This window comes from Paenibacillus sp. RUD330, assembly GCF_002243345.2.
Taxonomy (GTDB): domain Bacteria; phylum Bacillota; class Bacilli; order Paenibacillales; family Paenibacillaceae; genus Paenibacillus_O.
The window spans coordinates 4,092,987-4,119,362 of record NZ_CP022655.2 but is presented as its reverse complement, the minus strand read 5'-3'; the positions used below and the strand labels follow the sequence as shown (position 1 = coordinate 4,119,362).

The 26,376-nt window shown below is 53.9% G+C and carries 28 protein-coding genes and 1 pseudogene; 22 read left to right on the top strand and 7 right to left on the bottom strand.

Annotated elements, in window-relative coordinates; translation table 11 throughout:
* Positions 1 to 333 precede the first annotated feature (333 nt).
* Positions 334 to 618: a hypothetical protein gene (locus tag CIC07_RS18920; protein WP_157741948.1), complete on the bottom strand. Its 285-nt coding sequence runs from the start codon at positions 616 to 618 to the stop codon at positions 334 to 336.
* A 260-nt stretch (positions 619 to 878) separates the two neighbouring features.
* Here CIC07_RS18920 and CIC07_RS18915 point away from each other — a divergent pair, with 260 nt between their 5' ends.
* Both CIC07_RS18915 and CIC07_RS18910 read left to right on the top strand, forming a co-directional pair.
* On the top strand, positions 879 to 1,412 hold the full coding sequence (locus CIC07_RS18915) for a mycothiol transferase (RefSeq protein WP_234992861.1): 534 nt from the start codon (positions 879 to 881) through the stop codon (positions 1,410 to 1,412).
* A gap of 36 nt (positions 1,413 to 1,448) precedes the next feature.
* Positions 1,449 to 1,754: a hypothetical protein gene (locus tag CIC07_RS18910; RefSeq protein ID WP_094248191.1), complete on the top strand. Its 306-nt coding sequence runs from the start codon at positions 1,449 to 1,451 to the stop codon at positions 1,752 to 1,754.
* A 199-nt stretch (positions 1,755 to 1,953) separates the two neighbouring features.
* Here CIC07_RS18910 and CIC07_RS18905 read toward each other — a convergent pair whose 3' ends face one another.
* Together CIC07_RS18905 and CIC07_RS18900 are read right to left on the bottom strand one after the other, a co-directional pair.
* Positions 1,954 to 2,841, bottom strand: coding sequence for an RCC1 domain-containing protein (locus tag CIC07_RS18905; RefSeq protein WP_076353914.1), 888 nt, complete (start codon positions 2,839 to 2,841; stop codon positions 1,954 to 1,956).
* A gap of 236 nt (positions 2,842 to 3,077) precedes the next feature.
* Positions 3,078 to 3,896 (bottom strand): helix-turn-helix domain-containing protein, encoded by an 819-nt coding sequence (locus tag CIC07_RS18900; protein WP_076353916.1) that lies wholly within the window; start codon positions 3,894 to 3,896, stop codon positions 3,078 to 3,080.
* Positions 3,897 to 4,027: 131 nt separating this feature from the next.
* On the opposite strand from CIC07_RS18900, the gene CIC07_RS18895 reads away from it, so the two are divergent.
* On the top strand, positions 4,028 to 4,801 hold the full coding sequence (locus CIC07_RS18895; RefSeq protein WP_076353918.1) for a sugar phosphate isomerase/epimerase family protein: 774 nt from the start codon (positions 4,028 to 4,030) through the stop codon (positions 4,799 to 4,801).
* A gap of 19 nt (positions 4,802 to 4,820) precedes the next feature.
* Positions 4,821 to 5,840, top strand: coding sequence for a Gfo/Idh/MocA family protein (locus tag CIC07_RS18890; RefSeq protein ID WP_076353920.1), 1,020 nt, complete (start codon positions 4,821 to 4,823; stop codon positions 5,838 to 5,840).
* Between the two features lie 69 nt (positions 5,841 to 5,909).
* Here CIC07_RS18890 and CIC07_RS18885 read toward each other — a convergent pair whose 3' ends face one another.
* Positions 5,910 to 8,021, bottom strand: coding sequence for an alpha-amylase family glycosyl hydrolase (locus CIC07_RS18885; protein WP_076356766.1), 2,112 nt, complete (start codon positions 8,019 to 8,021; stop codon positions 5,910 to 5,912).
* A 969-nt stretch (positions 8,022 to 8,990) separates the two neighbouring features.
* Between CIC07_RS18885 and CIC07_RS18880 the strand changes: the two genes are divergently transcribed.
* Together CIC07_RS18880 and CIC07_RS18875 are read left to right on the top strand one after the other, a co-directional pair.
* Positions 8,991 to 9,791 carry a phosphotransferase family protein gene (locus CIC07_RS18880; protein ID WP_076353922.1) on the top strand — a complete coding sequence of 267 codons (801 nt, stop codon included), beginning with the start codon at positions 8,991 to 8,993 and terminating at the stop codon, positions 9,789 to 9,791.
* 87 nt (positions 9,792 to 9,878) lie between these two features.
* Positions 9,879 to 10,364 (top strand): hypothetical protein, encoded by a 486-nt coding sequence (locus CIC07_RS18875; protein WP_157741947.1) that lies wholly within the window; start codon positions 9,879 to 9,881, stop codon positions 10,362 to 10,364.
* Between the two features lie 217 nt (positions 10,365 to 10,581).
* Here the strand turns inward: CIC07_RS18875 and CIC07_RS18870 are convergent, their stop codons facing one another.
* From CIC07_RS18870 to CIC07_RS18860, 3 genes and pseudogenes are all read right to left on the bottom strand, one after another.
* Positions 10,582 to 11,205 carry an FMN-dependent NADH-azoreductase gene (locus CIC07_RS18870; protein WP_076353924.1) on the bottom strand — a complete coding sequence of 208 codons (624 nt, stop codon included), beginning with the start codon at positions 11,203 to 11,205 and terminating at the stop codon, positions 10,582 to 10,584.
* A gap of 471 nt (positions 11,206 to 11,676) precedes the next feature.
* A pseudogene (locus CIC07_RS18865) lies at positions 11,677 to 12,942 on the bottom strand (SpoVR family protein); the annotation flags it as partial.
* A gap of 21 nt (positions 12,943 to 12,963) precedes the next feature.
* Complete coding sequence (locus CIC07_RS18860) at positions 12,964 to 14,427, bottom strand: recombinase family protein (RefSeq protein WP_094248189.1); 1,464 nt, start codon at positions 14,425 to 14,427, stop codon at positions 12,964 to 12,966.
* 961 nt (positions 14,428 to 15,388) lie between these two features.
* On the opposite strand from CIC07_RS18860, the gene CIC07_RS18855 reads away from it, so the two are divergent.
* The 16 genes from CIC07_RS18855 (at position 15,389) to CIC07_RS18780 (ending at position 26,372) form a co-directional block, all read left to right on the top strand.
* Complete coding sequence (locus CIC07_RS18855; protein WP_157741946.1) at positions 15,389 to 15,700, top strand: UBA domain-containing protein; 312 nt, start codon at positions 15,389 to 15,391, stop codon at positions 15,698 to 15,700.
* Between the two features lie 627 nt (positions 15,701 to 16,327).
* Positions 16,328 to 16,603 (top strand): hypothetical protein, encoded by a 276-nt coding sequence (locus CIC07_RS18850; protein ID WP_094248186.1) that lies wholly within the window; start codon positions 16,328 to 16,330, stop codon positions 16,601 to 16,603.
* A gap of 1 nt (position 16,604) precedes the next feature.
* Positions 16,605 to 16,964: an HNH endonuclease gene (locus CIC07_RS18845; protein ID WP_094248185.1), complete on the top strand. Its 360-nt coding sequence runs from the start codon at positions 16,605 to 16,607 to the stop codon at positions 16,962 to 16,964.
* Positions 16,957 to 17,286 (top strand): hypothetical protein, encoded by a 330-nt coding sequence (locus tag CIC07_RS18840; protein ID WP_094248184.1) that lies wholly within the window; start codon positions 16,957 to 16,959, stop codon positions 17,284 to 17,286. The genes CIC07_RS18845 and CIC07_RS18840 overlap by 8 nt, the downstream gene beginning before the upstream one ends.
* 36 nt (positions 17,287 to 17,322) lie before the next feature.
* A complete protein-coding gene (locus CIC07_RS18835) occupies positions 17,323 to 17,535 on the top strand; it encodes a hypothetical protein (protein WP_094248183.1) in 213 nt (70 codons plus the stop codon).
* A gap of 2 nt (positions 17,536 to 17,537) precedes the next feature.
* Positions 17,538 to 17,912 (top strand): hypothetical protein, encoded by a 375-nt coding sequence (locus tag CIC07_RS18830; RefSeq protein WP_094248182.1) that lies wholly within the window; start codon positions 17,538 to 17,540, stop codon positions 17,910 to 17,912.
* 125 nt (positions 17,913 to 18,037) lie between these two features.
* Positions 18,038 to 18,574, top strand: a complete 537-nt coding sequence (locus CIC07_RS18825; RefSeq protein ID WP_094248181.1) for a phage terminase small subunit P27 family — start codon at positions 18,038 to 18,040, stop codon at positions 18,572 to 18,574.
* Positions 18,571 to 20,313 (top strand): terminase large subunit, encoded by a 1,743-nt coding sequence (locus CIC07_RS18820; RefSeq protein ID WP_240923488.1) that lies wholly within the window; start codon positions 18,571 to 18,573, stop codon positions 20,311 to 20,313. The genes CIC07_RS18825 and CIC07_RS18820 overlap by 4 nt, the downstream gene beginning before the upstream one ends.
* A gap of 13 nt (positions 20,314 to 20,326) precedes the next feature.
* Positions 20,327 to 21,703, top strand: a complete 1,377-nt coding sequence (locus CIC07_RS18815) for a phage portal protein (protein WP_094248180.1) — start codon at positions 20,327 to 20,329, stop codon at positions 21,701 to 21,703.
* A complete protein-coding gene (locus CIC07_RS18810; protein WP_094248179.1) occupies positions 21,621 to 22,235 on the top strand; it encodes an HK97 family phage prohead protease in 615 nt (204 codons plus the stop codon). Before CIC07_RS18815 ends, CIC07_RS18810 begins: the two co-directional genes overlap by 83 nt.
* 36 nt (positions 22,236 to 22,271) lie before the next feature.
* The gene (locus CIC07_RS18805; protein ID WP_346775644.1) at positions 22,272 to 23,480 is read left to right on the top strand and encodes a phage major capsid protein; all 1,209 of its coding nucleotides are present in this window, start codon (positions 22,272 to 22,274) and stop codon (positions 23,478 to 23,480) included.
* A gap of 16 nt (positions 23,481 to 23,496) precedes the next feature.
* Complete coding sequence (locus CIC07_RS18800) at positions 23,497 to 24,048, top strand: hypothetical protein (RefSeq protein ID WP_094248177.1); 552 nt, start codon at positions 23,497 to 23,499, stop codon at positions 24,046 to 24,048.
* A gap of 11 nt (positions 24,049 to 24,059) precedes the next feature.
* Positions 24,060 to 24,395 carry a DUF3599 family protein gene (locus tag CIC07_RS18795; protein ID WP_094248176.1) on the top strand — a complete coding sequence of 112 codons (336 nt, stop codon included), beginning with the start codon at positions 24,060 to 24,062 and terminating at the stop codon, positions 24,393 to 24,395.
* On the top strand, positions 24,392 to 24,856 hold the full coding sequence (locus CIC07_RS18790) for an HK97 gp10 family phage protein (protein ID WP_094248175.1): 465 nt from the start codon (positions 24,392 to 24,394) through the stop codon (positions 24,854 to 24,856). Before CIC07_RS18795 ends, CIC07_RS18790 begins: the two co-directional genes overlap by 4 nt.
* On the top strand, positions 24,846 to 25,292 hold the full coding sequence (locus CIC07_RS18785; RefSeq protein ID WP_094248174.1) for a phage tail terminator family protein: 447 nt from the start codon (positions 24,846 to 24,848) through the stop codon (positions 25,290 to 25,292). The genes CIC07_RS18790 and CIC07_RS18785 overlap by 11 nt, the downstream gene beginning before the upstream one ends.
* A 3-nt stretch (positions 25,293 to 25,295) precedes the next feature.
* Positions 25,296 to 26,372, top strand: coding sequence for a phage tail sheath subtilisin-like domain-containing protein (locus tag CIC07_RS18780; protein WP_094248173.1), 1,077 nt, complete (start codon positions 25,296 to 25,298; stop codon positions 26,370 to 26,372).
* The last annotated feature ends 4 nt before the right edge of the window (positions 26,373 to 26,376 follow it).

Sequence of the window (26,376 nt, the reverse complement as noted above, 5' to 3'; positions counted from 1 at the left end):
TGGCGGAAGCGGAATGATTGGATTTACCCGGCGGCGCATGCCTGGCTCTTTGCGCGTATTCATTTTATTCCTCTTCCAAGGACCCTCTTTTCAGCTTTTGGAAAAAAAGATATCTGGGAGAAAAAGCAATAGAAGCATCAATGAGCGGCGGCATGCTGGATATGAGATGGTTGCGAAGAGCACGGGGAGAGATAGCTGAATTTAAATAACTCGTATAAGCCGCAGCGCCGACTCACGCAGATAGTGAGGCCGGACCTGCGGCTTATTCGGTGCCGGTTCCTTGACTCATGCCGTCATTTTTTTTCGGAGATTCCATCCATTCGGAAAACGACTCTACACAGAGCCGGAAACAATTCTTCCTTTAAATATCGTGGCCATACATGCCGATCTTCTTGCAATGGCTTCAGCGGAACAGGAGGCTTGCAGCAAGACCATATGCTCCGACATCGGGCTGCTGATGGATATGGTTTCCTCCGGCTCCTGCTCTTCCATTGTTCCGGAAACGCTGCTGAATCGGCATCGTGGCAGCGCCATCCACGCACACAAAATCTCACCTGCAGCTGGAATGTCTTCTCCGCTAGGAATCATATGGCTGAAAAACCATCGTTTGTCCAACACGGCCCCAAAACTTCCTGGAGCTGTTCAAAAAAGAAGGCGGGCATGCGGAGCCTCTTCCGGGCTTGGAGTTTTAACGCTCCGTACTGATTTTGAAGCTCCTGCACGGAGACCGCAGAGTGGTTTCCAAATAGTCCTCCTAGCAGAGCCATAGAAAATCCTCCCTTTAGTTGTGGAATGATGCCGTTTTGAGAGGCATAAGGCTGAATATTCTCTATAGATAAAGTAATCACTTCCTAATATTGTATAATGGCTAAGGGGAGGTGAACATCTTGGACGCTTATCTAATTTCGGAAGTGGAAGGCTATTCGCCTCAAATCGGCAGACTCATTTCCATGATGAACTACGCTCGATGCACGACGCATGATAGCGTCAAGGATCTATCCATCCGTCAATTGGATCATCTAGACGATGATGACAGCAATTCCATCGGGGCGTTATTGTTTCATATCGCCTCCATGGAGTTTTTTTACCGGACATGGACCTTTGAGGAAAGGAATCTCAATCTGGAAGAGAAGCAATTCTGGGATCCGGGATTAAAGCTCGGTGAGCTGGGCAGAGAGCAGGTTAAAGGAAAGGACCTAGCCTATTATTTAGATTTGCTGAAAGAAGAACGGTCCAAAACCTTGGATTGTTTTCGAACGAGAGAGGATAGCTGGTTGGATATCGAAAAGCCATTGAATCATAAGCCGTCGAACCATTACTTTCACTGGTTTCATGTTTTTGAAGATGAGCTCAATCATAGGGGACAAATCCGATTGTTGAGAAAGAAACAGAGACGTGCCGGAATAGGATAAAGAAGGGATAGTCTATTCGGAAAGGTTGTGGATGGGGTGAAAAGGATTCTTGCAGGCGGATTTATTCTGTTCAGCGGAGTGCTGCTTTATTTAGGGGTGCATCTTGCGGCGGCCATGCATCTTCCCCACACTACGGCATGGTCGACACCTCCGGGGAAATATGGAACAGCGTTGCGAGAAACAGGAGGTTATGCGGCCAACCTTGTCTCCATCCTGTTTATGATTGGGGGCAGCCTTATTTTGTTGATCGAGCTTTATTTCCCGCATGCACTGGCAAGATATAAAAAAGCGCTCGCGGAGAGAGCGATGGAATATGAAAAGGAACACAATCTAAGGGAATAGAGCCGGCTTGAGAACAAGAAGGAAATCACGTCGAGACGATAGTCGCAGCTTGAAGCTGGCCCGGACAGGGAGGTTTATAGTTGCAGCCCTTATTTGTACGGATACTTGGGGAAGCGTTGATCTTCCTCATTCTTTATGGCTAGGTTAAATCTCAATGCTGATTGCCAGCCAAAAATATAACCGCCCTGTTAAGGGCGGTTTATTGTTGGATGCTGCTCCATCCGCTTACATCACATTGTCCATAATCATTATCACCCACAGCCACCACCGTACCGTCCGATTTAAGTCCGAGAGTATGGGCACACCCCGCCGCAACAGCCTTAATGTCGTGCCAACCACTTACATCGCATTGGTCATGCTTATTCAAACCCACAGCCACCACCGTACCGTCAGATTTAAGACCCACGGTATGATAACTACCTGCCGAAACTGCTACAATATTGCGCCAGTCGCCTACATTGCATTGGTCATGCTTATTCCAACCGACAGCCGAAACCGCGCCATCCAATTTAAGCCCAACAGTATGAAGATACCCCGCCGAGAGAGCCACCATGTTGCGCCAGCCGATTACATTGCACTGGCGATACTTATTATTACCCACAGCCGTTACCGTTCCGTCTAATTTTAGACCGACTGAATGCCAGTCACCCGCCGTAACCGCTACAATATCATGCCATCCGCTTACATCGCATTCACCTTCATTATTTCGACCTACAGCCACCACCGTGCCATCCGATTTAACTCCAATGGTACGGCACCAGCCTGCCGAAACTGCTGCAATATCGCGCCAGTCGTTGACATCGCATTGTCCATGTCTGTTCCATCCCACAGCTGTCACCGTACCGTCAGATTTAAGGCCGATTGTATGAGCATTACCGGTGTTCGTTGCCATATGAACATTGCCAGCAACAACCGCGACGATATGGCACCAATCGCTTACACTACATTGACCGTATTTATTATCACCCACAGCCACTACCATTCCGTCAGTTTTAAGACCAACGGTATGACGACGACCCGCCGCTATGGTATCGTTAGGCAATCTTTTCGTCTCAAACACCGCTTCCTTCCGTGAATTGTAGTCCATATTTCACCTCCACAAATTAAAAATTCCTGGCCGTTCCTCCGTTTAGCTTGTTAGCAGTGTTCAAATATCATCAGTCAAGATAAACATAGCCTTCTTAAAAAAGTAAGAAACCGTACCGAGCGAATCCGGCTGAGGCTGCCGGGGAAAGCTCGGCAGCCTTCTTTATCTTCAATTCATTCTTTGCATCTGTACGATGAATTTTTAGATCAACGGTTGTAAATTGGACCCTCAAAACTCTAATTCCGTTCGGGCTCCAATCCGGCCAGCGACTGCCGGGAGCGATAAAGGTAGGGCGAGATGCCGAAGCGGGCGCGAAACACCCGGTGAAAATAAGAGTAGCTGGCGAAGCCGCAAGCCTCGGCGATCTGCTCCAGTTTAAGCTCGCTGTACTTGATCTGCTCCACGGCGGCATTGAGGCGGATTTCGATCGCATACTGGATCATGGTCTTGCCATAATGCTCCTTGAACAGCCGCACGGCCCGCGACAAGCTGAGGCCTCCGTAAGCGGCTGCTTCCTCCAGCTTGAAGGTGGCCATGGCATGCTCTTCGATGAATCTCTTGATTTTCAGTGTCGCCATGCCCTTGCGGTCCGTCTGGACATTCTCGGCGATGGCACGGTCGATAGACAGGCAGAGGCTGCGCAGAAGAACGTCCCTGAGCTCGTCGTTTCCTTCCATTGAGCCTCGGCGCTTCTCCAGCATAAGGCTGCGCCACAACCCGATCAGATTGTCGTCGGAGCCGACCCGGCTGACCGTCGGGCGGACCTTGCGATCCCACCACTGATCTATCCAGGAGCCTTGGCAAAACAGGTAATAATCTGCGCTAGACAAGCGCCCCTTTCTTGAAGGCTCCTCCACGACGAGATGGTAATCGTCGCCTGGCCGGAGCAGCAGCAGATCGCCTCCGTTCAGGATATGCTCCTGGCCGCCAGAGAAAACCCGGCTGGCGCCTTCCGTCTGAAGGCGGAACAGGTAATGCTGCAGCCCGCTCTTCAAGTCCTGAGTAAAGGGTTTATAGTGATTGGAATAGTCGCAGATGAGCAAAGATGTGTCCAAAAAGAAACCCTCCCCTTGGAATTCCGAGCAAATCGTTCATGTTCTAACGAAATTGTATATGTTCATTTTAGGCTCTAATCCCCTAGAATGAAACCAGAGGATAAAACATGTCTGCAGAGGAGCTTGCCATTATGGGAAAACTTAACATCGGACTTCAATTGTTCACGCTGCGGGATGAAACCGCCAGAGATTTCGAGGGTACGCTTCGCAAAGTCGCGGAGCTTGGCTACAAAGGCGTCGAGTTCGCCGGTTATGGCGATCTGAGCGCCGATAAAATGAAAGCGCTGCTCGACGAGCTGGGCCTGCAGGGCTTCAGCAGCCACGTATCCCTGCAAGCTCTGCGCGAGGATCTGCAAAAAGAAATCGACTATCTGAAGGCGATCGGCGCCAAATACATGATCTGCCCTTATCTGATGCCGGAGGACCGTCCCCAAACCGGCGAGGAATGGAGCCGGCTGTTCGCCGAGCTGCAGGGATTCGGCATTGAAGCCGGCAAGCAGGGTTTGATCTTCGGCTACCACAATCATGATTTCGAATTCCATGGCCAAGTCGGCGACGACAACGCTTTCGACGCCATGTTCAAGGAGACGGCACCTGAAGCGGTTCAGGTCGAGATGGACGTATGCTGGGTTCAATTCGCAGGCCGGAATCCGGTCGAGTACATCGGCAGCTATGCCGGCCGCCTGCCGCTGCTGCATTTGAAGGATTTCAGCACGGATGAGCAGGGACAGATGAAAACGCTGGAGCTGGGACAAGGCACCGTCGATCTGCCTGCCGTCATCGGGGCTGCGGCCGATGCGGGCGTGCAGTGGCTGATCGTGGAGCAGGATGTCTGCCAGAATCCTCCGCTGGAAAGCATCTCGAACAGCTACGAGTGGCTGAAAAGCAACTACTTGAACGTCTAATTAAGGAGGAAGAGAAGCTATGAGCAAAATCAAAATCGCTGTCATCGGCTGCGGCGCCATCGCCCAGCGCAGACATATTCCGGAGTATGCCGATAACGGGAATGTAGAGCTGGTCGCATTCGCCGATCCTATTCTGGAGAGGGCCGAGAGCATGGTCGAGACTTATGGCGGCCAAGCCTTTGCTTCCTTCGAGGAGCTGCTCGCCAAGGCGGACGTGGACGCGGTGAGCGTATGCACGCCCAACCATCTCCATGCCTCCATGGCGATTGCGGCCGCCAACGCAGGCAAGCATGTCCTGGTCGAGAAGCCGATGGCTACGACTCAGGAGGAAGGGGAGCGGATGATCGAGGCCGCCCGGAGCAACGGCGTATTCCTGATGGTCGGGCATAACCAGCGCCTGATGCCTCCGCATGTGAAAGCCAAGGAAATTCTGGATTCCGGAGAGCTCGGCAAGGTGCTCACCTTCCGCACCTCCTTCGGCCATCCCGGGCCGGAGGCTTGGAGCGTGGACGGCGCGGAGAGCTGGTTCTTCCGCAAGGACGAAGCCATCATGGGCGCCATGGGCGATCTCGGCGTGCATAAATCCGATTTCATCCGGTATTTGCTGAACGACGAGGTGGCGGAAGTCGCCGGCTTCATCGGCACCTTGGACAAGGAAGGCACGGATGTCGATGACAACGCCGCCTGCCTTCTGCGCATGAAGGGCGGAGCGATCGGAACGCTGGTCGCAAGCTGGACGCAGTACAAAGGCGGAGACAACAGCACGGTGCTGTGGTGCGAGCGCGGCGTCATGAAGATCGGCACGGTGGACGGCGACGAGGTCATCGTCGAGCCTGTCGACGGCTTGGTGGAAACCTACAAGGTCGGCGCCATGGCGACGAACGAGAAGCAAGTGCCGAGCGGAGTCATCGATGCATTCGTGGATTCCATCGTGACGAACACGCCTCCGGCAATTTCGGGGGAAGAGGGCTTGAAGTCGCTGCAGGTCATTCTGGCAGCCTTTGAATCCCAGAGAACCGGACAGTTCGTCAAGCTCTAGAATAAAACGAAAGACCCGAAGTACGGACCCAGGGGAGCCGGCCTTCGGGTTTTTTCGTCTGCCGAAAAGCTACTGCCAGTTCACAACAACCGTCGCCGTTCCGGTAGCGGGAGTCGTGAAGGTATGATTGGAGCCGCCTTCCCAAGTGACCGCCGTTCCGTTCTTCTTCAAGAACTTGAACTGGAGAGCGGTGCCTGCCGGCACGCTGACATCATAATACCAAGTCGGGTAAGCGTACAGGATCTTGTTGAAGATCGGCCCGATGGCGGCGGCTGGAGCCCAGTTGCCGAGCTCGGATACGCTGCCGGAGAGGTATACGTTCTCTCCCAGCGCCGTCGTGGCGTTCTGCACCACGAAGCGGACCGAGACCTGATTGCCGGTCAGGATGTTGAAGCCGTTGTACACATTGCTGTCGACCGCTCCGGAGGTGCGGATCTTGATTCCGTAGCTGCCTGCGGCGACGGAAGGAACGGCGACCTTGATCTGGGTATCTTCCCAGGAGACGATGCCGGTTCCCGTTACGGCCGTGCTGCCGAAGTATACGGTGCCCTTGGAGGAGCCGAAGCCGCGGCCGTCGATCGTGACGGTATTGCCGGGCTTGCCCATGACCGGGCCGGCATGGCCGACGACCGGAGCAGTCGCCGCCGCCGTATATTGCCATACGGCCGTACCGCCCGCAGCCAGGGTGAATGTGCCGACAGCTCCGCTGGATACCGCCGTAACGCTGTTGCCTCCGAGCAGTCCGCCGAGAACGTCATTGTAGGTTCCCGCCGGAAGCGAGGTGGCCAAGCCGCTGATGGATGCCGCCGTGGACAGGTTGCGGTTGACGGCTACGACCGCGACATTGTTGCCGAATTTGCGCTCATAGATGTAGACGTCGTTGTTGATCCAACGCTGCTGGGTCGTGCCGTAGGCGATAGCCGGATTGGATTTGCGCAGAGGTCCCAGCAGTCCGCTGACCTTGTATGCGGTCGTCGTCGTGGAGAACGACGGCATCATGGCGCGGTTGTCGGGATCCGTTCCGCCCGTCATATATTGCTCGGTGCCGTAGTAGATCGCCGGTACGCCGCGCGAGGTCAGCGTGAACGCCAGCGCCTGCTCGAGACGGCGGTTGCTCAAGGAACCGGTTTTGAAACGTTCCATGTCATGGTTGTCGATGAATGTGACCTGATCGGATACCTGCGCGTAGTCGGAGCCGGTCGCCGCGACCATGGCGTCCAGGCCGTACATCGTGTCCGTGCCGTCGCGGAAGACGCTGCGGACTTCCTGGTTGAAGCGGAAGTCGAGCAGGCTCATTCCGGATTCGTTGGCGAACTTGGTGTTGTCCGCCTCTGCGGCGGCCGATCCCATGAACCATTCCCCGAAGACGAAGACCGGCTTGTACCCATAGATGGAGGCGAGCCAGTTTTTCTGCCAGCCCATGGACATATGCTTGGCCGCGTCGACGCGGATGCCGTCAATGCCGAGATCGAGCCATACCTTGATCGCATCCTTGAAGTAGGTGTCGATCGTGCTGTTGTTCTGCTCGAGATCCGCCAGATCATACAGATTTTTGTAGATGCCGTTCTCAAGCGTGGAGAAGTCAGAGCCGCCGTTATGGTGGAAGAAGCCGTTCGTATCGTTGGTATATCCGCCGAGCAGCGCGCCGTTGTTGTAGAGCTTGCCGTTCTCCGCGAAGGAGGTATCCGTCTCCATGGCCGGCGACGTGTGGTTCGGCGCGAAGTCGATGATGACTTTGATGCCTTTCGCATGAGCGGCGTTGATCAGGTTCTGGAAGTCCGTGAAGCTGCCGAAGGCAGGGTTCGTCTTCTTGAAGTCGCGGGCCCAGTAGCCGTGGTAGGCGGTATTGGTCACCCCGGAGTAGTTGATGACGGAGTAGATGTTCTCCACAGGCTGGGAAATCCAGAGCGCCGTCACGCCCATTCCGGTAAAGTAATTGTCGTTGATCTTGTTGACGATGCCTTGCCAGTCGCCGCCGCAATAGACACGCTTGTTGGCGCAACCGGAGCTGAAGGCCGCTCCCGTCGGATTGTTGGCGGCATTGCCGTCGGAGAACCTGTCCGTGAAGAGCTGGTAGATGACGTCCGTGCTGTAATTCTGCTTGTTCCCGACCGCCGTGTCCGGCGCGGCGGAAGCGATGCCCATCGGTGCTGCAGGAGTCAGCTGTGCTCCCGCAAGCATTGTGGCGATGGCCGCTCCCGCAAGGATTCGTTTCACCATTACGTTCATCAATAAAACCGCCTTTCTAGTGATTAATATGAAGCGCTTACATATGCTGTCAAGGCCTTGACGATTCCGGAAAGGCAGCCTCCTCTCTGCACAAATAAACCCCGGTTCTCTCCGATGGCGGAGTAACCGGGGTTGTCTTAAACCATCTGGTTTAAAAAGCATAGCCCTCAAATTAAGGTTGGCCCAGTCATCATAAGAAATCTTTGGCATCGCTGTCAATAGGAAAATCGTTCGGCCAGAGGGGCGCTCGAAAAGGGTATTTGGAAGTACGCAGCAAGTCCCGGAATGCACCGTGTATGAACGGGAAAAGGCTGTATGTAAAGAAAAAACGAATAAAACCTTATTTAGTCATTATCGTTATTTTTAGGTAATGGTATAGTTGGTATGGAAACGAAGAGACGTTATTTGGTATGGGAGCAAGAGATGTGATTGGGAAGGAAAGTGAAAAGCTTGGATAGGAAATCACAGTTGAATCTTTCCCATTGGCCTTCCGATCAGGAAGTCAAACTTCAACAAAGAGAAACCAACAAGCGGGCTGTGAGGATCAGTTTCATTAGTTCCGCCGTCCTATTCGGCATTGCCGTTTACTGGCTCTGCCATCTGGGAGGAAGTCTCTTATCCGGCATATGCGGAAATGAAATTCTCCATAGATCGTTCCAGCCGAATGGCAGCTTGGAGCTGGTCGTATTCCGACGGGATTGCGGAGCGACAACGGGTTACAGCTATCATCTGTCCATCCTTAAGCGCGGCTCAGAATCAGATCTTTCGGGGAATGTGCTTGTTTCAACGAAAGCATTCCAGGCGGAATGGAGCGGTTCTCATTCCATTGCCGTAATCGGTGATGCGAACGATGCTTCGAAAAGAATAGATCGATATAGAGGCATCCGAATCGAATATCGTTCTTGAAGAAAGGAAAAGGATATGAAAAAAATTGGAGAACTGCTTGGAAAAGGAAACACAGCCGACGTTTATCGTTGGGGGCGCACGGAAGTCGTCAAAATCCTTCATCAACGCGAGCATTCCGGGCATGAGGCTGAAAAAGAAGCGCGGAATGCGGAAGCCGTTCAAGCCTTAGGTCTTAAAACGCCGGCTTTCGGTGGATTAGTGGAAATTGAAGGCAAGACCTGTCTGATTTATGAACGGATAGACGGTCCTACGATGCTGAACCGGATTGAGATGACGGACTCAAGCGTTATCCGCTATGCCAGGCTGATGGCGCAGCTTCAGTTTGAAATTCACCAAGCCGAGGTTCCGTTTGACCCCAATCTTAAAAGGGAGCTCTCTCATCAAATTCAAACGGCTCCGCTTCTGAACGAAGCCGAAAAGCAAGCCGTGCTCTCGAGGGTGAAAAACCTGCCGGAAGGCAACAAGTTATGCCATTACGATTTTCATCCAGGCAATATTATTCTATCTGCCAATGGGCCGGTTATTATCGATTGGATAAATGCATTGGTGGGGAATGAAGAGGCGGATATCGCCAGAACCTCTATGATGCTGCTCTCTCATGCCGTACCGCCAGATGCTCCCGGTTGGCTGCTGGGAGTGCTGCGGAAGCTGTTTCATGATGAGTATATGAAAGAATACTTGCTTCTGTCCGGCATGGGAAGGAAGGCTGTCGAAGAGTGGATGGCTCCTGCACTGGCGGCTCGGATCGGCGAAGTCGGGAGCATGGAGCGGAACGAGATTGTTCATTGTTTAAGAGAGATTTTAAAAGAATACTAAAACGTAGCTGAAGGGGAGAAGGGGAGAAACGGCGTCTGAGGAGAAAGGACAGGAGGTGTCCGACAAGCGGCCAAGCCGCTACCGGACATGAGAATTCATATCTACAATCCGTATTTTTACAACTCCTTCTTGCAATCGGAGACATTTAACAAACATGCCCGATCGGATAAGGGCAAGCCGGTAGAAAATGAGGGCGAACAGATCTGTCCGAATTTCCTGCTGACGCAGCTTTTAAGTACAGCATGGGATTTGCTGGAAAGCTATGATACGATCCGATACCGCTATGCTTCCTTGTGCGCGTTGCCAGCAACGTCAACGCGAATAAGCCGTATTCAACCGGAGTGGCTTGCTCCGCTGTCCTCGGCTGTTAATCTATGCCATCAAATACTGCTCAGACATTCAGCTTCCTCGACGGAAGCTTTTTCCTACATTCATAAAATCAGAAGTTTTATTCAAGGCACGACACAGCAGCTTCGGCAAGCTGCTGCCCGGTCGGATGCAGAATACGCGGACGGCAGAGGGAACGATACGATGAACAACTCGCGTACAAAACCTTCTCTTTTTTATAAGTAGGGGAAGCTGTCCGAACAACGCATCCATGCGGGACGGCCCGATGAAGACCGATGAAAAAGGCAAGGAGACAACCTGGCATGGATAGGAATGACCGAGCAAGCGAACGGGTATCCTTGTGTACCTGTGGAATAGAAATACATGATTCAATCGATAGGATTGGAAATGCATGAAGCCCCTTACCGGATATCCGGTAAGGGGCTTCAGCGTCGAAGAGCTCTTAGAAAGCGGCTGCTTCAGCTTTGACTTTGTCCAGACCTTCGCGCACGATGTCGGCAGCGCGGTCGCGGAATTGGTTGTGGCCTTCAATGACGATCTCCTGGGCTTGTACGCCGAACAGGCCGAATGCGCCTTTGAGAGGACGGATGGCGGATTCGAAGTCAGCCATGGGAGCCGAGGAGTACACGCCGCCGCGAGCGGTCAGCAGAGCGACTTTCTTGCCGCCTGCCAGGCCGACAGGACCTTCGGCCGTGTAGCGGAAAGTTTTGCCTGCTTGCGCTAGGTAAGCCATATAGTTGATCAGCGGAGCCGGAGCGGCATAGTTCCAGAGCGGAACGGTGATGACGACTTTGTCGACTTCGAGGAATTGGTTGACATATTTTGTGACAAGCTCGACTGCCGCTTGCTCTTCAGGAGTCGTGTCCATGCCTTGTCCAGCCTTGAACATGCCGGTCATGGCCGTATTGCCGTAGAAAGGAAGCACTTCCTCATACAGATCGAGCTCGATTACCGTATCGTTCGGGTGAGCCGCTTTATAGGATTCGAGGAACGTATTGTACATTTGGACGCTGATGGCTTGATCAGCCGGGCGGTCGTTTGCTTTGACGAAAAGAATGGATGCCATGATGGAAGTGTCTCTCCTTATGTCTTTAAATTGTGTTTGCAATAGTGACAGTATACATCGATAACGAAAATAATGCAACTAAACAAAGTGAAGTGAATTCCTGCCTTTTTAGGTTTCCTTATCCGCTGCGGACGCATGCGAAGGCTTTTCTGGAAACCTTGCTCCTCTGCTGAAATAGGGCAGATCCATTCGAACGCAAAGGAGATTCAGCATGGCATCTAAAGCGCTTGAAGTTCTCATCGCGTTCATTTTGGGCTTCTTCACGGGCATCTTGCTCAGCGGAAACGCATCCATATTCAGGAAAGCGGAAGCCATATCCTGCTGGGCTGCCTCTTTTGGCTGCTCGCGTTCACGTACATGAAGCGGCGCCCTTGACGGACGATGCCATCCCAAGCTGCATGCATCGATGCCGCATGAACAGCCGGCCCTTCAGGAGCCGGCTGTTTTCCGTTGTTTCGATATCGAGTTCCTTCAAATGAACTTTCGGCTCGTCTTTTTCCCGTCGCAGCTGAAGACGATTTTCTTGTCTTCGACGACGGTCTCCAGATGCACGGACTTGCCCCAGAGAGCGACGACATGAGGGAGCGTGCGCTCGACATACTTGAGATCCAGCTCGACGGCTTCGTAATGGTGGATCAGGTAGAGCTCGCCGACACGGTTGAAATCGCCGTTGTGAACCTCGATGACGGGGAAGCCGCCGTTGACGCGGGAGTAGACGAGCTGCTCGCGGATATTCTTCCATGCCTTGTCGGTGATCTTCCATTCGGGGCCTTTCTTCTCGAAAATGTACAGGTCGAGATCGTCGACCAGCTGCTTGGTCAGATAATTGCGGAGGAAGGAGGTGTCGGAGTCCAGCTCCCGGACCTCGAAGATCTTCTCCCGACCCCTTCCCGGCTCGTAGCCGAAGCGGCGCTGGTCTTCCTCCGTCGGCTTCTCCCAGCGCTTCTCGATATCCTCGAAAATTTTCAGCCCCAGGTAATAAGGATTCAGGCTGCCGCGGCCGGGCACGACGACGGAAGCGTTCAGCTTGGCGAACTCGATCGTCTCCTCGCTGTCCAAATCCATCTCCCGGATGATCCGCTGATGCCAGTAGGATGCCCAGCCTTCGTTCATGATCTTGGTTTCCATCTGCGGCCAGAAATACAGCATCTCCTCGCGCAGCATGCTCATGATGTCCCGCTGCCAGTCGGCGAGGTGAGCCGAATGCTCCTCGATAAACCAGACGAGGTCCTTCTCGGGACGAAGGGGGAACTTCGGCGGCTCCGGCGGTCCTGCCTCTTCCTCCGACATGACATTTTCCAGCCCCCATAGGTCGTCGTACTCTCCCGCTGGGCGCTCCTCCGCGTTCTCGGCTTCCCGGCGCAGGTATTCGTCGCGCTTCGACTTGTCGAGCTGGCGGGGCTTGACGAGCGTTGGATCGATATGCTCCTGGATCGCGAGCACCGAGTCGATGAAGCGCTCGACAGTTTCCGTCCCATAGAGCATCTCATACTGGCTGACGCGCTCGGCCGTCGCGGACATGCTCTCGACCATGTCGCGGTTCGTGCCGGAGAAGCGGGCATTGTTCTTGAAGAAGTCGCAATGGGCCAGCACATGGGCGACGATGAGCTTGTTTTGGATGAGCGAGTTTCCGTCGAGCAGGAAGGCATAGCAAGGGTTCGAGTTGATGACGAGCTCGTAGATCTTGCTGAGCCCGAGGTCGTACTGCAGCTTCATTTTGTTGAACGTCTTGCCAAAACACAGATAAAATGAAGAAAACTATTTCGCGAGGTTGAGCACTATTTCGGGCGAGGAATCTGAATGGAGGACGACCCGCGTTACGACTTTCCGGATTAACTGCTTCTGTTCTTCTTCCGTAAGGAAGTCCCACATCTTGTGGAGATCCTGAAGCATCTTGCGAGCAGCCGCCGTGTTCTTTATCTCCGGTGCATCGTCAAGATCATCAAGCTGCAACTGGACCGACTCGCGTTCCTCCTCCAGCCGGGTAATTCTATTTCCCAACGCCGACGCTTTAACGGCCCCGCTTTGAATGGCGTCATACAGATTTTCAATTCCCGTCTCAATCGTCTCCAAACGGTGCTGCAGGGCGTTGCGTGTATCGGTGGAATCCTGGGTGTTGGTTTGCTGTTCAAGTATAGCATCTAGCCGCTTGGGATCCAGAAGCGACAAGTTCCGGATGTCCTCTATGACGAAGGCCTCGACCTTGGCACGATTGTGGTACTTGTTCTTGCAACTCGCCGCTCTATCCTTGGTTCGTATATGCTGCTTCTGGCAGGCATACAACTCGTAAAGATAATCCTTGCCGTTCCGCTTCGTACGACGCTTCACATGGACCACCGGACCGCCGCATATTCCGCATTGCAAGAGTCCTGTCAGCAAGTATTCTCCCACTGGAGTCGCCCCTTCTTTCCGTCTTACGTTTTCGGCCTGAACCATGTTCCAGGTGTCCTCGTCTATTATGGCGTCATGGTTTCCTTCGACGATCAGGCCGGCGTTCAGCAGTTTGCCCGCATAGAGAGGGCGGACAAGGATATCGCGGATATCTGTATGAGTCATCTTGCGAGCTGTCGTTCTGGACTGCGCCCACTCCGCAATAGCTAACCTCGATTGTCCCTGGAGGAACCGCTTGTATATTTCCCGGATTATGGCTGCTTCATCCGGCTTGATTTCAAGCTCCTTTGCTTCCTTGTTCCAATGGTAGCCGAAGGGGATGCGGCCACCGTGCCACATGCCTTGATTTACTCGCTCGCGCCGGCCCGATGTCGTCCGTTCAATAATCATGTCGCGTTCCAACTGCCCAAAGACGGCCAGGATCCCAAGCATGGCTTTCCCGAGCGGCGTCGATGTGTCGAACGGTTCGGTGGCTGACTTGAAGGCAACGCCATTCTTTTCAAACACGTCCTCCAATAGTTCAAGCACGTCTTTCTGCTTCCGACCGAGACGGTCCAGTTTATATACTACGACTGTATGAATCTTTCCTGCCTCAACATGGCGGATGAGACGCTTTAATGCTGGCCTGTTCGTGTTGGTCCCTGTGTAGCCATCGTCCATATATAGTTCAACATCATCCCAGCCTTGGGACTTTGCGAAGGCCGTCAGGCGCTCGCGTTGAACGTCAAGGCCGAAGCCGCTGACAGCCTGCTCTTCCGATGACACTCGGATATAGAGCGCGACCTTCTGGCGAACCGGCGCTTCAATCCCCTTGGAAGCTCGAACGACCATGCATGTACACTCCCTTAATTTAGTGTATAAATACAGTATCAACCATTGTCTGTCCATATAATACACCATGTATGCTTTGATGCGAAAGACAAATTGAAAAACTATTTAATTTTTCCTCCGAAAAGTTTTCAAAGACCCTTAAACCGTTTGGTTCCGTCCGTGGTAAATTGGTATTGTGAGATATCGAGAGAGACACCAACGGAGCGTGAACGCTCTAACCCGACAGCCGGCCCAATGTGGTCGGCTTTTTACATTCCGGTGCAAAGCTCCTCTCGTGATCGCTGCTTCAACGCCGATGTAGGTCTAGCATCAGGCGCAATGCTTTCTCAGGCGCTCAGAATGGCCCCAAATTCGCGTTCCAGCCCGTTCTCCCTCTCCTTGGAAGGGGTCAAACTAAGAGCGCCTGTTTGGAGCCATTCTCGGGCGTCTGCTTTTTATCGGTGACAAGCGCCGCGCTCCCGCCGAACATGTGCCGGATGTAATAGGCCGGACCTATAGCGATTCGCCGGTGCATCACATATACAGCAAGCTGCTCCGGGCAGCCTCTGCTTGTCTGCTCCAGCGTTGACGGTCGAGTTTCACTCGGTTCAGCTGGAGCGGACTTTTCATGCGGGTACTGGCCCTTCCTGGTTCGATTCCGGGAACCCGCTCTCTCCGTTCCCCCGGAGCATCAATCACGCCGGCCTGCGGAGTCCTTGGGAAGTCTCAACTGACATTCCCATCGGCTCAACCTTTCCTCCTTTCACCTGTGATCCCAACAGGACAAGGTTCGGCTCGGGAGCGCCTGTGACGAGCGCAAGTAATCGTCACCCTTTAATCGATGCTGTTGATCGACCCAACCGGGAGGGTGTTGCGCCAAAGAGGGAGCCTGATAAGCTGCCTTAGCTGAGCGCCGATCGGCATCATCGATTAAAGGGAATTAGTGGGTATGCGTCGAAAGTACGAGGCGGGAGGCGAGGAAATGACTGTTGAAAAACGAAGGCTTTACAATACTGGGTATACAGGACCAGAGAAAGCCGTTAATTTCATGGAAGATGAAGATGGGAATTTTCAAGTCGTTTATATCAAGGACGTCCACTACATTGAAGAAGAGAACCCTGAGGAGCCTGAACTGCTGAAGTTTGTTCTCCAAGATGGCCGACAGTTCTTTACCTTGAGAAGTGAAAAGGCTGTCCAGCAAGCGAATGAATACATACAAAAGATCAAAGATGACCCTGAGGCTCAAGACCTTTTTATTTTCGGCCAAAGAATTCCAGAAGAAGAGCGCGAATAAAACACGGCAAGCCCCACATCGGGGCTTTTTTTTATGCCTAAATGGGGAGGTGAATAGATGAAGAGGTTCATTCGTTGGTTTTTGCGGCAGGCCGCTCCGCAGCCGAGAAATCGACAGGAACGACGGCAAGGCCGAATTTCACAATAGGAAGGTTGATGCAATATGGCAAATGGGTATTCGCCTCGTGGAGGCGATTTATATCGGACGAATGGAACGATTGCCAACGAAGGGGACGGAATCAACCCTGACGGTAGCAGAAACGTTCGGTTCGTGGGGATGACGAAAGAACTACCCGACCTTGTGACGATTTCCTTAGCAGCAGGAGCTGCGTACACGGAGCCGACTTGGAATGACACGGATGGACATAGGTCGGTTTTCGTCACGACGGCCGAGACTTCGGGAGTTACGACATCTTGGTATGTCGAACATCAGTTTTCGGATGCGAACACCGGCAACAAGTTCCACACCGTCGGGATGGCTACGCTCACAAATGCAGCGAGCGCTGGCGGATCGATCGAAGCGAGGATGCGTTATTACCGGAATTACGTGAAGAACAACGACACCGTTGCTAGAACATTTGTACTGAAACGCAGAGCATTCATGTAAAGGAAAAGGGAGGAATATAAAATGGCGGCATCAGCAACGGAATGGGTAAACGAAAAACTCGGCTCCAAGATCGTTGACGGTCAAATCATATTGGGGGATTTGGGAGCATCGGTCGATATCGAGACATTCGTCACTTTCTTCGGCGCCTCGATCGAGGACGACAAGAAAAAGGACAAGTACCTCGCTCTCCTGGGACCGCAAACGTTCCAATGGAACGGCGAATCCGTGACACGTACGGGAGAAGAGCTGGGTTACAAGTCATACTTCGACGCCTGGCATGCGGAAGGTCTGATCTGATATGCCGGAGCGGCCGCTGAAGCCATGTGGGCATACCGGCTGCAGGCAACTGTCCAGGGAACGATTCTGCACCGACCATACAAAGGACCGCCATCGGTACGACCGGGAGCGGGGATCGGCCAGCAAGCGCGGATACGATGCCCGATGGCGGGCGGCACGGGCCGACTACCTGAAGCGGCATCCCATGTGCCTCTATTGCTATCAGCGAGGCATCGTCACGGCGGCTACCGTTGTCGACCATATTATCCCGCACAAGGGAGACAAGGCGCTGTTCTGGGACACAAGGAACTGGCAGCCGCTGTGTAAGTCGTGTCATGATTCGAAGACTGTACGAGAGGATGGAGGGTTCGGTAATGGCTAAAACATTTCGCCTCAACGAATGGGGCATTCGCAGCGTCCGCTATGTCGGGGAAGGAACGGCACTCATTGAACTGCATATTCCTGGTATCAACCAGCAGGACAAGGTAATCGTTCGACGCGGAATCAGGGACGCCCTATTGGGCAGGACACTAGAGGAAAAGCTCCGCGCAGAGCTTCAAAAGCAAGAGGAACGATGCAAGCGGGAGAACGAGAAGACGGAACGCATGGAAGCCATGGTGCAGCGGGTTGCTGGAAACCGGTATATCGCGCCTTACCATATACTTCCTCCTCCCATCGGAGGAAGTGGAGTTAGGAAGCCCTGATTTATTCACAATATTATCCACAAAGGAGTGGTTTGGATGGATGAAGTTAACGGGGTTGGGAAAGTGAAAGTGAATGTTCGGCTGGCTGAATGGTTTCAACCTTTTGTAGAAGCGCAGAGCAACATTACTCGTGCAGCCGTTGCCAGCGGCGCCCATCCGGATTTAATGAATCAAGCTATGACAGGAATGTTGGAGAAGCTAATCATGGAAGCTGTCAGGGTTGAAGTAGCACCCATTGAGGGGGAATAAGGATGGAGACTTTTAGCAGGGAGTTCAGGGATAAGGCGCAGATGTTGAATGCTTGCCAGGCGCTTGAGACGCTGGGCAAGCGCTACTACGTGCGCCATGACATGACTCAACGGCTCTCAGGTGGATGGCATTCGAGGTTTTCGGCGAGCAAGTGGACGGTCATCGAAGTTGCTGCAGTTGACGGCCCTATCACTGACGAGGAAGGATTCGACGGCCTGCAAGCAGTGATTAGCGTTCAAGGGATGGAAATATACGTCGAGATGGCAGACACAATGATAATGGCTTACGAACATCTCAACGAAGGACCAATGAAAGAAAGGGTACTTCAACGGCTGGTGTCCTTTGGTCTGATTGTCGATGAACAGGAGCAGTTATGAGCAAGTCGACTACAGACCCCCGGGGGCACCCCAAAAACATTTCAGGTAGGACCCTATAGACCGCCGGTCAGCTTTCCTTGAAAAAAGTTCCCCACGAAAAATTCCCATGATAGGAGGTCCTGAAAATGGCAGGTCAGAGGCAACCGGTCAAACTACTCCTCGTCAAAGGCAAAAAGCACCTGACGAAACAGGAAATTGAAGAACGCGAGAAGCAAGAGATTAAGGCGCCCGCCGACAAAGTCCGGGCGCCTTCTTATTTGTCCAAGGAACACAAGCGGGAATTCAACAAAATCGCTGCTGAGCTCCAGAAAATCGGCATCATTTCCAATTTGGACGTGGATGCGCTGGCCCGGTACATTGTTGCTCGTGCTCTCTACCTGAAGGTGACGGATCAGCTGCTCAACCGGGAACCGGTGCGGCAATACGAAGTCAAAGATTCGGACGACATCGACGGGGAACAGATCCCTAACACGACCTTGATTGAGGTGGCGAGCGCTGTATTTGCGGACCTACTCCTCAATCAGGACAAGTTATTCAAGCAATGCCGGCAAGCTGCTGCGGATCTTGGTCTCACCATTGCCTCCCGTTGTCGTTTGGTGGTCCCGAAGGCGCCGGAGAAAGGGCAGCCATCTTCCTTCGAATCGAGGTTTGGCGACGTATGACGCTTGGATTGAAGCATTGGATGATCCATTACTGCCATGATGTCCTGAAGGGCGACGTTCCGGCCTGCGTCAAGCACAAACAGGCATGCGAGCGGTTCTTGCGTGACATTGACCGGTCCGGAACGTCCGCCTTCCCCTATGTGTTCGACGAGGACAAGGCGATGCGGTTCTTTGAGTGGATGAGCCTGTTCCGGCACACCAAAGGCGTCCTCAAGGACCAGCGCATAGAACCGCATGACATTCAGGTGTTTGTTTTCGGCAATATCTACGGATGGATCGACCCGGAAACTGGCTATCGGCGGTTCCGAAAGGCCTATTGGCAGGTCGGCCGGAAGAATGCCAAGTCGCAATCCCTTGGCTGCGTCGCCACCTACGAGGCGATGGCCTTCGGCGAGGGCATGTCTGAGGTGTACATCGGGGCAACGAAGACCGAGCAGGCCAAGATCGTGTACCGCGAATCCAAGGCAATGCTCGCCAACTGCCCGGAGCTGGCCGGCAAATGGAAGGAAGCATACGGCCGCATCACCCATTTAAAGACGGAGTCGGTCATCCGTCCACTTTCCAAAGATGACGGGAAAACCGGAGACGGATTGAATCCTCAAGCGGCCATCATAGACGAGTACCATGCCCATGAGACCACGGAGATTTACGACGTCCTTGACTCCGGCATGGTGGCGCGGCCGCAGCCGTTGCTGATGACGATCACGACAGCCGGCGACATCAACGGCCCATGCTACCGCGTCGAGTATGATTACGTTTCCCGGCTTCTGGACCCGGACGATCCAGCGGAGAACGAACAGTATTACGCTATGGTGAATGAGCTGGACAAGGACGAAGAAGGAAATCTGATTGACGACATCCGCGATGAATCCGCCTGGATCAAGGCGAACCCGATCGCAGCGTCTTATCCGGCAGGCATCAACAATATCCGCGCCAGGCTGCAGGAGGCGCTTGAGAAGCCGGAAGCGATGGACGACTTCCTCACGAAGAACATGAACGTTTGGATGGCCACCGGCGAAAAGAAGTTCGTTCGCCCGGACCGCTGGAAGGCATGCACGGCCAGCGATGAGCGCCCGTTCCCATCGCTCGAAGGGATGACTGGATTCCTCGGAGTCGATTTGTCCTCTAAGATTGACCTTACGAGCGTCGGTTTCGTCTTCCCGCTGGAAAATGGTTGGTATGCCGTCAAAGGCCACTCGTTCATGCCGGAAAACGCCCTCTCTCAGAAGGAGAAGACGGACAAGGTTCCCTATAGTCGCTGGGTCAGGGACGGTTGGATAACGACGACGCCGGGCTCTGTCGTAGACTATCGGTTCATTAAGGCTTACGTCCTTGATCAGATCGATAAGCAAGGGTGGAAGATCACGGAGAACTGCTTCGACCCTTACAACGCCACTCAGTTCGCTCAGGACATGGAGTCTGAGGGCTTTGTGCCGGTTGAGATCCGGCAGGGCATCAAGACGCTTGGAGAACCGACAAAGGGATTCCGGGACGCGGTGCTTGAAGGTCGGATCATTCACGATGGAAATCCTGTTATCGCATGGGCTCTCGGCAATGCTATCTCAAAAGCAGACGCCAACCTCAACATCATGCTAGACAAAGCCAAGTCCAGGCAACGGATCGACCCGATTGCTTGCATCATCAACGCCTTTGTCCGAGCCATGTTCAACGAAGAGAATACAGAGGACGTGTCCGAGTTCAGCGAAGAGGAATTCCTCAAGAAATTATGGCGGAGATGAAGGGGGTGAACATGTGAAATTATGGCCACCAGGGCTACGGAGGCGGGAGAAGCGTTCCGAGGAAATAGGGCTGCAGGATCGCAGGCTGCTCGAATACCTCGGATTAGACGTCAAACCGGGTGAAATCAACGTGAAGGGCTGGAACGCCCTGAAGGTGGATACGGTGTTCGCGTGCGTCAAAATCCTATCCGATTCGCTTTCCAAGCTGCCCTTGAAAGTCTACCGCGAGGATGAACAGGGAATCGGCAAGGCTGCCAAGCATAGCCTTGCGCGAATCCTGAAGCTGCGTCCTAACCCTTTCATGTCGGCTTCTGACTTCTGGAAGACCATGGAGGCGCATCGCGCTTTCGGAAATGCCTACGCCAACATTGAATTCGATCGCAAATCCGGAGCGGTCGTTGCGCTTTGGCCCATTGATTCGCAGCGGGTGAAGGTTTGGGTTGATGACGCCGGTCTGATCACAAACAATTTGGGCACGGTCCTCAGCCAGCGCACGCGCATGTGGTATGAAGTCGATCTCGGCGGCGGCCAAAAACGGAAGGTGATGCCGGATGAAATGCTCCACTTCAAGGGGTCGATTACCCTAGATGGGCTTGTTGGCGTCCGGACAATGGATTATCTCCGGTGTTCCGTGGAGAACGCGGGATCGGCTGGGAAATTTCTCAACAATTTTTACAAAGAGGGGCTCCAAACCAAGGGGCTGATCCAGTATACCGGCACGCTGGATGAACCAGCCAAGAAAGTGTTTCGAGAGCAGTTCGAAAGCATGTCCTCCGGGCTGGACAACAGCCATCGGATTTCGCTTCTGCCAATAGGCTATCAGTTTACTCCAATAGCTTTGGACATGACCGACGCACAGTTCCTGCAGAACACGGAGATGACGTTCCGGCAGATCGCCAACGCCTTCGGGGTCAAGATGCATCAGCTGAACGACCTCTCCAAGGCCACGTTCAGCAACGTCGAGCAACAGCAGATGGCCTTCTACACGGATACGCAGCAGCCGATACTCACGACATACGAGCAGGAGCTCACGTACAAGCTGTTCATGGATCGGGAGCTTGATGCAGGATACTATTCCAAGTTCAATATCGACGCCATCGTCCGGGCTGACATCAAAACTAGATATGAAGCCTACCGAACCGGTATCCAGGCTGGTTTTCTTATGCCTAACGAAGCTCGAGCCAAGGAGGAAATGGGGCCGGCAGCTGGAGGCGATCGTTTGTATGCGAATGGCAACGTCATCCCGCTTGAAATGGCCGGCGAGCAATATGTGAAGGGAGGTGAACAAGCTGAGCCAAGTGGAAACGATGACGAAGACCAAGGAGAAGAGAACCCTGCCGATCCGGATGGAGATCAGGGAGACGGAAGCGACGGAGACGGAGTCGAGTAAACGGACCATCACAGGGGCCATCAAGTACGATACTGACAGCGAAGAAATGCGCGATTACTATGGCGACTCCTTCGTTGAGCAGATCGCGGCAGGCGCCTTCGACGAGAGCCTTGCTGCTCGCGGAGTCGTCGGTCTGTGGTCGCACGACACATCTCAGGTGCTCGGGAACACCAGGAGCGGCACGCTGCGCGTTACCAGCGACAAGACAGAGCTCCGTTTCGAGCTGGACTTGCCCAACACAACGCATGGGAATGACGCTTTCGAGACAATAAGACGTGGCGATGTGGACGGCGTTTCCTTCGGGATGCTGGTCACCAAGGAAAAGTGGGCCTCGGAGTCTCGGGAGGGCGGCGGGAAGCTCTACAAGCGGACCATCCTGAACGCCGAGCTCTACGAAATCTCTCCCGTTGCCTTCCCAGCCTACCCGGCCAATGAAGTTTCCGCCCGGTCCCTGGGTGATTTCAAAGCTGAGGAACGGCGAGCTGCTGACGAATATCGCAAAAAGCTGCTGCTGATGGAACTGGATCTCTGATCTGGTTCTTTTTTTGTGCCCAAATAAACCTATGAGGTGATTGAATTGACGAGAGAACTGCGCGAACTGCTGGCCCAACTGAACCAAGCAAAAACGGAAGTGCGCTCCATGATCGGCCAGAACAAGGTCGATGAGGCTGATAAACGGATGGAAGAAGTCCGCAGCTTGCAGAAGAAAGTCGACCTGCTGACGCAACTGGACACGGAGGACCGCGAAAACCTCGGCGTCGGTGGTTCTGGAGCGGAAATTGGCGGCCAAAAAGGGCTGGAAAGCCGCGAAGATGCGGAGCTGGAGACCGAGTATCGGGGAATCTTCCTGCGCGGCGTGCGCCGGCAGCACATAACGGCTGATATGCAGAGCGTCATTTCCGAGTACCAGCGTCGGACGGTTCTGAATGAAGGACAAACGAACCCGGCTATTCCGGATGGAGACCTGTCCATTCTGGTGCCGAAAGACGTCCAAACGATGATTCACAAGGTCTCTCGGAGCCTAGATGACCTTTCCGAATTCGTAACGGTTGAGCCTGTCACGGCGCTTTCCGGATCCCGGGTCCTCGAAAACTACGGAACGATGACGCCTTTCGCGGTCATGGATGAATACGCTCCAGTTCCTGAAATCGGCGGACCTACGTTCACGCCGGTCAACTACAAGCTGAAGGATCGCGGCGGATTCCTGCCAATCACCAACAATTTGCTCCAAGATACAGACCAAAACCTGCTGGCATACATCACAAACTGGATCGGCCGCAAAGCCGTCGTAACGCGGAATACGCTGATTACGAACCTGCTCACTACCTGGACAAAGCAGGCGATGTCGGGTCTGGATCCGATCAAGAAGGTCTTGAACGTTGGGCTCGACCCGGCAATCAGTGCTAACGCCGTCATCTTGACGAACCAGGACGGCTATGACTGGTTGGATACGCAAAAGGATTCGACCGGCAGGTACCTTCTCACCGATGACATCACGCAGCCAGGCCGAAAACTGTTCCGCGGACGTCAGGTCATCGTTGTTGCAAACCGATACCTTCCGAGCGAAGGCACGACGACGATCAAAGCTCCTATGTTCATCGGCGATCTGAAGCAAGCGATCGTACTCTTCAGCCGCATGTTCTATGAACTGGACACTACCAAAGAGGGCGGAGACGCCTGGAGACGTCGCACGACGGAACTCCGCGCTGTCATTCGTGACGACATTCAGAAGTGGGATGCAGAGTCCGTCGTCTTCGCTCAAGTCACGCTGTCCTAATGGAGGCTGACGCGGCATGCTGACCACGCTGAGCAAAGCAAAGACGATGATGGGGCTTGATCCCGAGGACGATTCCCAGGACATCGAGCTGCTGGAGCTGATCGCGGTCGCCTCGACGATGATTGAGGAGGCTTGCAGGCGTCAATTCAAGCTCCAGACCCATAGCAGCAGGATCACGGGACTGCCGGGGAAGTATATCCGGCTCCCGAACTACCCAATTCAGTCCATATCCAGCATATCCGGCGCTGGCGCAACGCTCTCGGGCGTCGAAATACTGGATTTCGGCATCCTCTTCCGGGAATGCGGCTGGCCCTGTGGCGACCGTGCTATCAGCGTCACATACTCCGCGGGGTATGTTCTGCCGGACGAGGCGACTGAGCAAAGCCCCCGCACGCTGCCGGAGACACTGGAATTCGCTTGCATCATGCTGATGAAGCACCTTCAGAGGGAGCCGGGCGTCCAAACTGAGCGACTTGGAGACGCCTCCGTGACTTATGCGGCTGGGGAATCCGACATGCCAGGCGCTGTGAAGGCCTTGATCGGTCCTCACATCCGTCCAGATATGTGAGGGGGCAGTTTATGAGCCGACGACTGATGTCGCAGCGCTGCACCGTTTGGCGCTCGCTACCGCAAAAGGACGAGTACAATACGCCCCTTAACGGGGCTGACGATTATCAGCAGGTTAACCTTCACCCATACCCATGCCGACTGTCTCGTAAAAGCATCGAGGCGAATCGCGGAGAACCGGATACGGAAATCGTGGAAATCTACATGCTCTATATGCCCGCGGCAGCCGACGTGCAAGCAGGGGACCTGCTGAAGGTCAACGGGGCCGGCGAGTACCGGGCGGGCGAACCGTATCGGCCCAATAATCACCATACGGAGGTTCAGGTGGAGCGGGAGGGTTCGGCATGAGTTTCAAGATCGAAGGTCTCGACCACCTTTCCAAGGCGCTGGGGCATGCGGCTCGAGACAAAAATCGTTACAACGAGCTTCGCTACGATGTCGGGAAGCAGCACCTAAAGAATTGTGCTGCCGAGGTGCCGGTCAGCTCCGGGCGTCTCCGGGCTTCTTTCAATCGTGAGGCCTATAAGGGACAGAAGGAATGGATCCTGTTTGTGGATCCTAGCGAGACGATCGAAGTCGGCACCAAAGTCTGGTACGCTCGCATGGTTGAAGATGGCCACAAGCTGGTAAAAGTGACACGCAAGAAGATGAAGAACGGCCGGATTCGGAGAACCAAGAAGAATCTCGGCTTTGTCCCCGGTACTCATTTCTTCAAGCGGGCGTTGGAGAAGACGAACCGAGACATTCCTGAAATGGTCGACGACTTCATCCAGGAGATCGGGAAGGAGGCGGGCTTCGATGTTTCGTAGCAGCCTGGACGCCATAAGGCGCCTCCTGAAGGACACGATTCCCGAGGTCACGACCACATACGTCAACACGGTTCCGGACGGCTTTAAACAGCCGTCTTTTTTCGTGCAATTGGCGACCCATTCGGGCGAGTTTTTGAACCTAAATTACCGACAGCAGCGGATGACCTGGCAGATCGTCTACTTCCCCAAACTCGCCCGCGGGCAAGAACCGGACGCATTCGATCAAATCGACGTTTCGGACCGCCTTATGACGGCATTGCAGGAATCACCTGCATTGAAAGCCCCTGACGGTGCTTTCTACACGATCGCAAGCATCGACGGCGGGCCGAGGGACGATGAAGTCTATATCACCGTTGTCCTGGAGGGTCAGACCAACCGGCAGCTGCCGGAATACGACACCATGCAAGAGGTCCACTTGGACCAAGAAGGAGGATGACCAATGGCACTCGGTTTGCCTAATGTAAATATCGTGTTCAAATCCATTGCCACCGCAGCGATTCAGCAGGGCGGCGCGGGCGTGTTGGCGATTGTACTCAAGGACACGTCCGTCTCGACAGGCCTCGTTGAGTACAAGCTGCGCCCAGGCGATGAAATCCCGGCCGGACTGACGGTGGTCAACAAAAACCATATCGCTCTGGCAATGATAGGCACGCCTGCAATGGTGAAGGTCGTCGTAATACCATCGACCGCGTCGGACTATTCCGCTGCGTACAACTACCTGGAAACCATTCCATGGAATGTCGGGACTGTCCCCGGAATCGCCGCCGGAGATGTGTCCTCAGCGGCTACATGGGCCAAGGGCATGTATGACGCCAAGGATCGGAAGATCATGTTCGTATTGCCGAACCACGCCGGTGACCACCCGGCTATCGTGAATTTTGCTACCGACAACATCTATGTTGGTGCCACGAGCTACACAACGACCAATTTTCTGGCCCGGATTGCCGGACTGCTCGCCGGCCTATCGCTCACCGTGGCCCCAACCTATCAGGTGCTGCCAGATGTGACGGATGTGCCGAAGCTTACGAAAACCGAGGCCAACACAGCCATTGCCGCCGGCAAGCTGGTCCTGATCAATGACGGTGAAAAGGTCAAGATTGCTCGAGGGGTGACGTCCCTTACGACGCTGGCCGATCCGTTTGGTGCCGAATGGCAAAAAATCAAACTGGTCCGGGTGTTCAACAAAATCTATACGGACATCAAGCAGACGATCGAGGACAACTATATCGGCAAGGTCTCCAACTCGTACACCAATAAGCTCCTGCTGCTAAATGCGGTGAATGCTTACTACGAGGAAATGGAGTTGCAAGGTATTCTGGATCCGGGGCTCAGCCGGGCAGACATCAATATAGCTGCTCAACGGGCATACCTCAAGACGATCCTCGGTGCCGATGCAGTTGCTGCCATGAATGATCAGCAAGTCAAAGAAGCCAATACCAGGGACAAAGTATTTCTCGGCGGCCCGCTGCGGGCACTCGACGCCATTGAGGACTTCGATATGCAAATTTACCTCTAGGAGG

Bases quoted from the DNA above. Each gene is read 5' to 3' on its own strand.
- CIC07_RS18905 (WP_076353914.1), bottom strand. From the start codon at position 2,841: ATGGACTACAATTCACGGAAGGAAGCGGTGTTTGAGACGAAAAGATTG.
- CIC07_RS18895 (WP_076353918.1), top strand. From the start codon at position 4,028: ATGGGAAAACTTAACATCGGACTTCAATTGTTCACGCTGCGGGATGAA.
- CIC07_RS18890 (WP_076353920.1), top strand. From the start codon at position 4,821: ATGAGCAAAATCAAAATCGCTGTCATCGGCTGCGGCGCCATCGCCCAG.
- CIC07_RS18885 (WP_076356766.1), bottom strand. From the start codon at position 8,021: ATGCTTGCGGGAGCACAGCTGACTCCTGCAGCACCGATGGGCATCGCT.
- CIC07_RS18880 (WP_076353922.1), top strand. From the start codon at position 8,991: ATGAAAAAAATTGGAGAACTGCTTGGAAAAGGAAACACAGCCGACGTT.
- CIC07_RS18875 (WP_157741947.1), top strand. From the start codon at position 9,879: ATGAGAATTCATATCTACAATCCGTATTTTTACAACTCCTTCTTGCAA.
- CIC07_RS18870 (WP_076353924.1), bottom strand. From the start codon at position 11,205: ATGGCATCCATTCTTTTCGTCAAAGCAAACGACCGCCCGGCTGATCAA.
- CIC07_RS18860 (WP_094248189.1), bottom strand. From the start codon at position 14,427: ATGGTCGTTCGAGCTTCCAAGGGGATTGAAGCGCCGGTTCGCCAGAAG.
- CIC07_RS18855 (WP_157741946.1), top strand. From the start codon at position 15,389: ATGACTGTTGAAAAACGAAGGCTTTACAATACTGGGTATACAGGACCA.
- CIC07_RS18850 (WP_094248186.1), top strand. From the start codon at position 16,328: ATGGCGGCATCAGCAACGGAATGGGTAAACGAAAAACTCGGCTCCAAG.
- CIC07_RS18845 (WP_094248185.1), top strand. From the start codon at position 16,605: ATGCCGGAGCGGCCGCTGAAGCCATGTGGGCATACCGGCTGCAGGCAA.
- CIC07_RS18840 (WP_094248184.1), top strand. From the start codon at position 16,957: ATGGCTAAAACATTTCGCCTCAACGAATGGGGCATTCGCAGCGTCCGC.
- CIC07_RS18835 (WP_094248183.1), top strand. From the start codon at position 17,323: ATGGATGAAGTTAACGGGGTTGGGAAAGTGAAAGTGAATGTTCGGCTG.
- CIC07_RS18830 (WP_094248182.1), top strand. From the start codon at position 17,538: ATGGAGACTTTTAGCAGGGAGTTCAGGGATAAGGCGCAGATGTTGAAT.
- CIC07_RS18825 (WP_094248181.1), top strand. From the start codon at position 18,038: ATGGCAGGTCAGAGGCAACCGGTCAAACTACTCCTCGTCAAAGGCAAA.
- CIC07_RS18820 (WP_240923488.1), top strand. From the start codon at position 18,571: ATGACGCTTGGATTGAAGCATTGGATGATCCATTACTGCCATGATGTC.
- CIC07_RS18810 (WP_094248179.1), top strand. From the start codon at position 21,621: ATGACGAAGACCAAGGAGAAGAGAACCCTGCCGATCCGGATGGAGATC.
- CIC07_RS18800 (WP_094248177.1), top strand. From the start codon at position 23,497: ATGCTGACCACGCTGAGCAAAGCAAAGACGATGATGGGGCTTGATCCC.
- CIC07_RS18795 (WP_094248176.1), top strand. From the start codon at position 24,060: ATGAGCCGACGACTGATGTCGCAGCGCTGCACCGTTTGGCGCTCGCTA.
- CIC07_RS18790 (WP_094248175.1), top strand. From the start codon at position 24,392: ATGAGTTTCAAGATCGAAGGTCTCGACCACCTTTCCAAGGCGCTGGGG.
- CIC07_RS18785 (WP_094248174.1), top strand. From the start codon at position 24,846: ATGTTTCGTAGCAGCCTGGACGCCATAAGGCGCCTCCTGAAGGACACG.
- CIC07_RS18780 (WP_094248173.1), top strand. From the start codon at position 25,296: ATGGCACTCGGTTTGCCTAATGTAAATATCGTGTTCAAATCCATTGCC.